Below are 7,280 nucleotides of genomic sequence, written 5' to 3'. Positions count from 1 at the left end.
CGTGGACACGATGGTCTCCTGCGGAACACCCCCTCAGCAATGTGGTGGCGTAGAACGCTTACCGTCAACTTGCTCGCCGAATACCGGCCATTCACCAGGGCTAGCGGAAGCCTTGGCTATTGAAATTGACGTGTGGCTGTGACCAACTTTGGACTGGAGTAGCTGGCCGGGTTTCAAATGGAACGAATGGTAGGGTTTCCGAGTGGAACGGGTGCAGGTTTGGGTGGAATCTGGATCAGCACGTGTGCAAATCGGAATTACTTTTACTTCGTATCAGAACCGGAACTTTTCACCGAGTTTTCTTCAGGTATGTATTCGGCAATGTCTCCCACTAAACAACCGAAATAGGCACACATCTTATCTAGATTGTCTGTAACGGTGCTATACCCTTTGGTATTGATCATGCGGGAAAGGGTCATCCTATTAATGCCCGTGGCCTCGGCCAACTCCATCAATGTAATGCGACGTCCTTCCTTGAACTGTTTATCCGCAAGCAGTTCAGTAATTCTGAATCTAATCATGGTTGCACCGACTAAATAGTTTCTTATGAAACAAAATAGTTGCATCTGTGTTTCTATATGCTACTATATTGTTACAGATGAGCTGATAACGGCTTGTCTGAGACATTATTTATATGGAGATTACCATGAGCAAGACGTATCTATCTACTGATCAATTAGCACAACGCATTCCATACGCTTCTCGAACAATACGTGATGTTCTGAAAGACAGCGTACTTCTTGAAGGAGTCCATTACATCCGTCCGTTTGGTCGCCGGAAGATTTTCTACATATGGGAAGTCATTGAACGTGACCTGCTCATCAACAGAAGCGACAGTTTCGGAATTCCCATGGCTGCTCAAGGGGTTTCTCATGGCTAGTATACGATCAATTAATGGAAAGCTTTTCTTGGATTTTCGCTTTAAAGGCAAGCGCTGTCGCGAATACACCTCTTATGGTGACAATCCAGAAAACCGACGCAGAATGGAAGAAACGCTCCGCCAGATCGAAGCAGAAATCGAGAAGGGTACGTTCTCGTACCGTCAGCGCTTTCCGGAAAGCAAACTTGCTGCAAAGTTTGATTCTCCGGAGACCGTGGCGATGGCAAAAAGCCCCGTAGCCGAGGCCATAGCTGCACCTCAGGATACCCTTGCGCGTAACAGCACGCCTCTGTTCTCATCCTTCGCTGATCAATGGTTTGGCCAACAGTCAGTGGAATGGCGGCGTACCTATAAGGCCACCAATCGGCAGATTCTCGATCTTCATCTCATTCCCGCCTTTGGCCTAAAGAGGGTCGGCGAAATCACCAAAGATGACATTCTAAATTTCCGCTCAGTACTCGCCAAAGTCCCAGGGCGCAAAAAGAATGCGACGTTATCTTCACGCAGGATCAACGCTGTTATGTTGGTTCTGCGCCAAATCATTGACGAAGCCGCCGACCGTTTCAAATTTACCACGCCTTGGACCCGCATCAAGCCTCTGAGAAACAAGAAAAGCGATGTTGAGCCTTTCTCGCTTGAAGAAGTGCAGCGGGTTCTAGCGACCATCCGCCCCGATTTCCGCAACTACATGATTGTTCGCTTCTTCACAGGAATGCGCACCGGCGAAATTAATGGCCTGAAGTGGAAATATGTGGAATTTGACAAGCGTCTGATCCTTATTCGCGAGGCGCTGGTTGACGGCGAGGAGGAATACACCAAGACAGATAGTTCGCAGCGCGAAATCCAGATGAGCGAAATGGTTTTCAGCGCCCTCAAGGAACAGCAAAAGGGTACGGGTCATCTTTCCGCATTTGCTTTTTGCAATCGGGACGGGAAGCCGCTCGATTCAAACAACTTTACCAAGCGAGTCTGGTACCCACTGTTAAGGTATCTCGGGCTGTCGCCAAGGCGTCCTTACCAGACCCGCCATACCGCGGCAACCTTATGGCTGGCTAGTGGGGAAAATCCACAATGGATCGCTCGGCAATTAGGGCATAGCTCAACCGAGATGCTGTTCAAGGTCTACTCCCGGTTCGTCCCCAACCTCACCCGTCGCGACGGTTCGGCCTTTGAGCGTCTGGTTAGCGGGGCCTTCGGTACCAGTCAACAGCAAACGCATATCAACCCCATTAATCAGCCTGACGCGGAGGAATATCATGCCTAAACAATTCATTTCACCACCTCCTGCCGGGCAGGGTCTCGTGGCTGAACGACTTCCATCTACCTTTCGTTTAACCGCTTTTGGTCATCGTCCGCTGGATCACAAGACAACGGAATGCACCGCCAGCCTCTATCATGATCAAGCCAGTTTGCAGGTTGCGTGGTCTTGCAATCAACCCGACCTGCGCCTGCACATCGGCGCGTTGGTGAGTATTCGCTGGCAGGGGCAACCGACCAATCTCGACGGTTGTATCCGCATCAACCGTTTGGTGTTGCTTGAACGCCCGGAAGCTTCACTCGACCTCTTCGAAACGATTCTGCCCCTGTGGGTGACCGACCGAGAGCTGGTCAAGCGCGCGAATGCCTTGTTGAAGCCGCTACCCCTGGCGTTCAAGCAGCTCTTCAATGCAATCTTTTGGGACGACCATCGATTCCATCGTTTTCTGGTCGGACTCAGTTCGATGGCAGGGCACCACAATCGCCGCAACGGCAATCTGAAGCATTCCGTGGAAGTGGCCGAATTCGCCATGCGTATGGTGCCAAAGGATAAGCTCGTCAGCCAACCGGTGCTGACCTTGGCCTGCCTGCTTCACGATGCCGGAAAGGCGGACGAGTACTGTTTCAACAATCGCCGTCTTCGTTTCGAGAGATCGACAAGGGGATCATTGCTCGGACACAAGCACATCGTCGTCGAGTGGATTGTCGAAGCCAAGGCCCGCCATCGCATCCCCCTTCCGGAAACGCACTATCTCGCCCTGATGCACGCACTGACCGCCGTCAAGGGCGCGCCGGCATGGACCGGTCTGCGCGAACCAGCCAGTCTGGAAGCATCGATTCTGTCGATGGCCGATCGCCTGTCGGGGCAAGGTGATCTGACTGAAAGCCTGGCGCCCGAAGAAGACGGCTTCGGTGGGTATCACAAACACCTGAGGGGCCGGCCGTACGTCGTCAGAAATGAATTTTCCGGCCCCACCACTTCGCCCTGAGTGGAATCAGCTTCTGGGGGTCAGCAGCACGTGTGTGGGAATGCCAAGCGCCTTGGCGAGCTTTTCGATGTTGTCCAGGGAGATGTTTCTCGAAGCACGCTCGACATGCGCGACAAAGGTGCGATGCAATTCGGCCTCTAGCGCCAGATCCTCCTGCGACATTCCGCGTTCGGCGCGCAGGTGTTTCAGGTTTTCGGCAAGAGTCGCACGCGCAGTGGGCATCGACAGGCATGACACAGGAAATGGAGTCACCTGATGGTGCGGTCGATGAGCTTTTAAGTCAGCCGTGTTTGCGTCACAATCACATCGATCTACGCAATGTGCCAAATGAATTGATCGACTCAACGTTCGGAGAATTTATGAACTACCGTAGCTTTGCTTTTCTCATCGTCGCACTGCTGGTCGGATCAACCGCCCATGCGCAGAACCCGATTCTTGATCTGCGCGGCACGACCTATAGCCAGAAGATGGTGTTCGCGGTCTACGATTTGCGCGGTCCGGCTTCGGTTGAGGCCATCGAAACCGCCGTCGTCGAAGCCATCCGCCTGTACGCCCGGGATGCATCCATCCGTAACGGTATCCCGCCGATGCCGCTGCCTGACTATCCGAATCAGATGCGCATTGTCGAACAACCTGGCGGTGGTCCCAGGTCGGATTGCCAGGGCTACCTGTTCTCGGTCTCCGGGCTCGACACCTCCATGGCCCAGTACGGGGAAGTGACCTACCACCGTGGGTGTCTATTCCCCTATGCCGGCGGTTACCGCGTCAACTATCTGGCGATCTACAAACAGCAATCCGGTCTGGGTGCGAAGAATCCGAATGTCTTGGCCGCTATGCTCGGTCGTGTCATGGCCAAGGCCGTCGGGATGGGGGACAGCAGCGGCTTTGTGGTCAAGATACTGGATCGGATGGAAGAAGGGTTCAAGAACGCTAACCTTGATTTCCGGCTGGTTCAACTGCACCCGCAGGATATGGCCGGAAGGACGCTGGTCAAGGATGATCTGATCCCGCCGATACCTGTGGCCACTACAGCCCCGGCACAGGCTGTGCCAGCCTCGCCGGCGACACCACAAGCACCGACTCAGGGGGCTGAATCCGCTCCGGCAACGCTGACGCCAATCGAATCCATCGCGGCCCCCAAGGCTCAAACCCAAGGCACGCCGGTCGTATCCAATGAACAGCTGCAGAAAATGCTCCTTATTCAACAGATGAGAGAAGCGTCGATGCGACAGATCGCGGCGATGAATCCCGATCTCGTCGAACCCCAAACGCCCAAGGCGATGACGGCCGTCGAGGCCCGCAAGGAGCTGACTGCCATGGGCTTGCAATACTTCAGTCAGGAACAGTTTCTGGCGGCGGTAAAGCGCGGCGACATGCTGGCGGTCGAGCGGTTTGTTACCGGTGGCGGGGTTGATATCAATACCGGCGATGGAGACAAGTCCGCCGCCGTTATTGCGGAAACCGCGGGACATCAGAATATCGCGGTATTTCTTCGTGGCAAGGGCGCACGGTAGCTAACCCGCGTCGATCCACACGATCATTGATCCAGACATCAGTACTTCAGCGACATTTTAAGGAGCGAATTCATGGGAAGCTTTTCAATCTTGCATTGGTTCATTGCGGCGGGGCCATTGCTCACATTGGCGGTTGTCATTGTGGCGATTGTCTGGATCGTTCGCAGGTTGGACCATTCGTCGGACAAGCAAGGCAAGAGTGAAGCTGATCCTGTACCGCCTGTAGCGGTTGCGCAACCGCTATCCGATGCCCAAGCCGACAAGGTGCGCTGGTTGGCGGCAGCAGGATACATGCTTGTGTTGGCGGATGCTTACCTGACCAATCTTATGGGTTTTTATCAGTTCTATCTCGTTGGGCTCCTGATCTGCCTTCCGACGCTGATGCCCTTGCTGATCTTCTATCTGATCAACAAATCGCATGTTCAGCCCGTCGTTGCCCGGCATGTGCGATCGGCATCCCGGTTGTACGGTATCTACCTGATTTGCTCGGTTGTCGATGGCGTCCTGCTTTCAGTGATTGGCATCACTCTGGTTCACACGGTACTTGGGGTCGGCCTAAGCCTCTTCATGCTCGGTGTTCTGGTTTGGCTGAGCTTTCGTTGTACTCAGGGAATCGTCGCGGCGTTCGGGTTGGCGATGCCGGTGACCGCGTCCGGCTTTTTCGGCCGAAAAAGTTTGCCTGTAAAAGAGGGTGCAGATTGAGCTGGGTACGTTGTTTAATGCCCTAGAGATATGACTTTAGCAAGTAAATGGTGTGCGCGGACAAGCATCACTCCTCAGAAAATTGAAGAATCCCGGTTTCAGATCAGTCGCACATATGGATCCAAAAAATTCATTCGGGGGCATTTGCTACCTAGGAAATACTTATCTTTGCACAATATTTTTGCCAGGGCAGACCATTACCGCACCTACACCCCCTTTTTTGGCGGGGTTTCTTCATTGCATTGTTCGGCGGTAGGATCAAGAATTTCTCACTTGATCCTACAATGTGAGAAACAGATGAGAATAGAAATTTACGATGAAGCCATCGGCATACCTGCGCTGTTTAAAACCAACTATTGCGAAGCCCCTATATGCAATGCGCATGACCCACTTGTTTCACTAAAATCTTACTTGGGGTCGGCGATTCAAAAATTCGTTGTCACGAGGCAATTTTTTTGCAACGTCACGACCGAATTTATTGAGCGCATTGACGCCAGCCGCGGAATCTGTCTCCAGGCTTTTTTAGTTACTGAGGGGCCTGGCATGATTGACGTAAAAAAAGGGGGCCCTATTACTTTGCGCGATGAGTTTACTGCTTTTTTAAGCAACGCCTTGCCAATCAATTCAACGACCTCTCGCAATGAATCTGAAAATAAAGTAAGTAGGATTGAACAAGAAAGTTCCGAGGTTCACGATCAAAAAGGGCCTGATGCACCATCCCAAGGGGCATTCTCAAACGAAGGCTTTGTGGTTTCCGACGCAGCTTTAGCCTACCTTCCGACCGATGTTATCACTGGCGAATGCTACAAAATGGACCGATTTGCAAATGTTGTCGGCATACGCATTTCAAGTGGAAGAACTTTTGAACTGGTAAGCGACAACGCAGCCTATCTCAAGAGACTCTACGACATAGCTGGGCAAAAGAATTCGGTGACCCTTGAAATTCAGGCACTTCCTGACAACCGTATTTCACACCGTGCGAGGACGCTCTCGTCATATTCACGCTTTCGAATAATTTATGCGCCGTTGATTCGAGTAATTGATCAGATCGAGCCTGATTGAACCATCATCACCCTCGGGTTGAATTCGATTTGATTTCTTGCGCGATGATAGATTGGACCGGTGCTGTCATTAAGTTCGATTCGAACCGGAGGATGAACCCCACGACCAGAAAGGAATTCCTGGATCTCCGGCCCAAATGAAAAGTCTGGGTGAAATGGGACGGGAGCGACTTGTGAGAGATAAGAGCGGATTAACTGCTCGTTCATCAAAAGATCGTTCTTGAGGCGGCCGACCTTCCGAAGTTCCACTTCAAAATAGCGCTGTTCCTTGTCGCTTGCAGGCGTTTCTTTATAACTTACAACCTCACGGATTAGGTCCGTCAAGCTTCCCGAATAATTCAAGTCCCTGACCTTTTCCTTTAGAGCACGGCTGTTCCAGCTTACCTCGACGATCTTTGAATCACCCTCGGCCTTGCCCCGAAACACCAACTCTTGGCAATAACCGAGCCCCGATAGTCGGCCTACTCCACGAAATCCTCTAAGATTTCTTCCACGTTTATGGCTGGCACCAATGGCAGTGATTCGCTTTACAAACTCAGCATTGGGAATGCTTTCTCCGTTGTCCCTAATGCGAACGGTTCGATTGGAATGATCCAGTGATATTTCAATTTTGGGTTCATCTACGGAAAGCCCAACTTGCCGGGCTTCGTCAATTGAGTCTGCAGAGTTTTGGATGTATTCCCGATAAATCGTCAACGGATCGATATACATCGCGTTGGCTAATAGCTCCAAAATGTCTTTGCCAACGACAATATCGTCCTCTTGGAGAACCTTAGGCTTTGAAGTAACGCTAACAATAGCGAAATTCTTATTCATTTAGTTACCAAAAACAAATTGCAAAAAATGGGGCAAGGAAACCAGTGGCGTGCCGGAATTC

At 51.8% G+C, this 7,280-nt stretch carries 9 protein-coding genes; 6 read left to right on the top strand and 3 right to left on the bottom strand.

The genetic code is table 11. The features are described from left to right. Nucleotides 1–263 precede the first annotated feature (263 nt). The gene (locus PROAA_RS03160) at nucleotides 264–566 is read right to left on the bottom strand and encodes a helix-turn-helix domain-containing protein (RefSeq protein WP_245664136.1); all 303 of its coding nucleotides are present in this window, start codon (nucleotides 564–566) and stop codon (nucleotides 264–266) included. 80 nt (nucleotides 567–646) lie between these two features. Here PROAA_RS03160 and PROAA_RS03155 point away from each other — a divergent pair, with 80 nt between their 5' ends. Genes PROAA_RS03155 through PROAA_RS03145 form a run of 3 tightly spaced genes read left to right on the top strand, consistent with a single transcriptional unit; the run spans nucleotide 647 to nucleotide 3,126 of the window. Continuing rightward, nucleotides 647–880 (top strand): hypothetical protein, encoded by a 234-nt coding sequence (locus tag PROAA_RS03155; RefSeq protein ID WP_186409936.1) that lies wholly within the window; start codon nucleotides 647–649, stop codon nucleotides 878–880. 28 nt (nucleotides 881–908) lie between these two features. Next, entirely contained in the window at nucleotides 909–2,144 is a 1,236-nt protein-coding gene (locus PROAA_RS03150) for a tyrosine-type recombinase/integrase (protein ID WP_245664135.1), read from the top strand. Next, the gene (locus PROAA_RS03145) at nucleotides 2,137–3,126 is read left to right on the top strand and encodes an HD domain-containing protein (RefSeq protein WP_186409934.1); all 990 of its coding nucleotides are present in this window, start codon (nucleotides 2,137–2,139) and stop codon (nucleotides 3,124–3,126) included. Before PROAA_RS03150 ends, PROAA_RS03145 begins: the two co-directional genes overlap by 8 nt. A gap of 6 nt (nucleotides 3,127–3,132) precedes the next feature. On the opposite strand, the gene PROAA_RS03140 is transcribed toward PROAA_RS03145, so the two are convergent. Continuing rightward, nucleotides 3,133–3,348: a helix-turn-helix domain-containing protein gene (locus tag PROAA_RS03140; protein ID WP_186409939.1), complete on the bottom strand. Its 216-nt coding sequence runs from the start codon at nucleotides 3,346–3,348 to the stop codon at nucleotides 3,133–3,135. A gap of 137 nt (nucleotides 3,349–3,485) precedes the next feature. On the opposite strand from PROAA_RS03140, the gene PROAA_RS03135 reads away from it, so the two are divergent. The 3 genes from PROAA_RS03135 (at nucleotide 3,486) to PROAA_RS03125 (ending at nucleotide 6,404) form a co-directional block, all read left to right on the top strand. Next, entirely contained in the window at nucleotides 3,486–4,640 is a 1,155-nt protein-coding gene (locus PROAA_RS03135; RefSeq protein WP_186409933.1) for a hypothetical protein, read from the top strand. A 72-nt stretch (nucleotides 4,641–4,712) separates the two neighbouring features. Beyond that, nucleotides 4,713–5,342, top strand: coding sequence for a hypothetical protein (locus PROAA_RS03130; RefSeq protein WP_186409932.1), 630 nt, complete (start codon nucleotides 4,713–4,715; stop codon nucleotides 5,340–5,342). A gap of 168 nt (nucleotides 5,343–5,510) precedes the next feature. Beyond that, on the top strand, nucleotides 5,511–6,404 hold the full coding sequence (locus PROAA_RS03125; RefSeq protein ID WP_186409931.1) for a hypothetical protein: 894 nt from the start codon (nucleotides 5,511–5,513) through the stop codon (nucleotides 6,402–6,404). On the opposite strand, the gene PROAA_RS03120 is transcribed toward PROAA_RS03125, so the two are convergent. Beyond that, a complete protein-coding gene (locus PROAA_RS03120; RefSeq protein WP_186409930.1) occupies nucleotides 6,386–7,219 on the bottom strand; it encodes an ATP-binding protein in 834 nt (277 codons plus the stop codon). The genes PROAA_RS03125 and PROAA_RS03120 overlap by 19 nt on opposite strands. Nucleotides 7,220–7,280 lie beyond the last annotated feature (61 nt).

The organism is Candidatus Propionivibrio aalborgensis (genome assembly GCF_900089945.1).
In the GTDB taxonomy this organism is placed as follows: Bacteria; Pseudomonadota; Gammaproteobacteria; order Burkholderiales; family Rhodocyclaceae; genus Propionivibrio; species Propionivibrio aalborgensis.
The sequence above is the reverse complement of the archived record's forward strand: the minus strand, read 5'-3'. Positions and strand labels throughout refer to the sequence as shown.

Excerpts from the sequence above, each read along its gene's own strand:
- PROAA_RS03160 (WP_245664136.1), bottom strand. The coding sequence starts at position 566 with ATGCAACTATTTTGTTTCATAAGAAACTATTTAGTCGGTGCAACCATG.
- PROAA_RS03155 (WP_186409936.1), top strand. The coding sequence starts at position 647 with ATGAGCAAGACGTATCTATCTACTGATCAATTAGCACAACGCATTCCA.
- PROAA_RS03145 (WP_186409934.1), top strand. The coding sequence starts at position 2,137 with ATGCCTAAACAATTCATTTCACCACCTCCTGCCGGGCAGGGTCTCGTG.
- PROAA_RS03140 (WP_186409939.1), bottom strand. The coding sequence starts at position 3,348 with ATGCCCACTGCGCGTGCGACTCTTGCCGAAAACCTGAAACACCTGCGC.
- PROAA_RS03135 (WP_186409933.1), top strand. The coding sequence starts at position 3,486 with ATGAACTACCGTAGCTTTGCTTTTCTCATCGTCGCACTGCTGGTCGGA.
- PROAA_RS03130 (WP_186409932.1), top strand. The coding sequence starts at position 4,713 with ATGGGAAGCTTTTCAATCTTGCATTGGTTCATTGCGGCGGGGCCATTG.
- PROAA_RS03120 (WP_186409930.1), bottom strand. The coding sequence starts at position 7,219 with ATGAATAAGAATTTCGCTATTGTTAGCGTTACTTCAAAGCCTAAGGTT.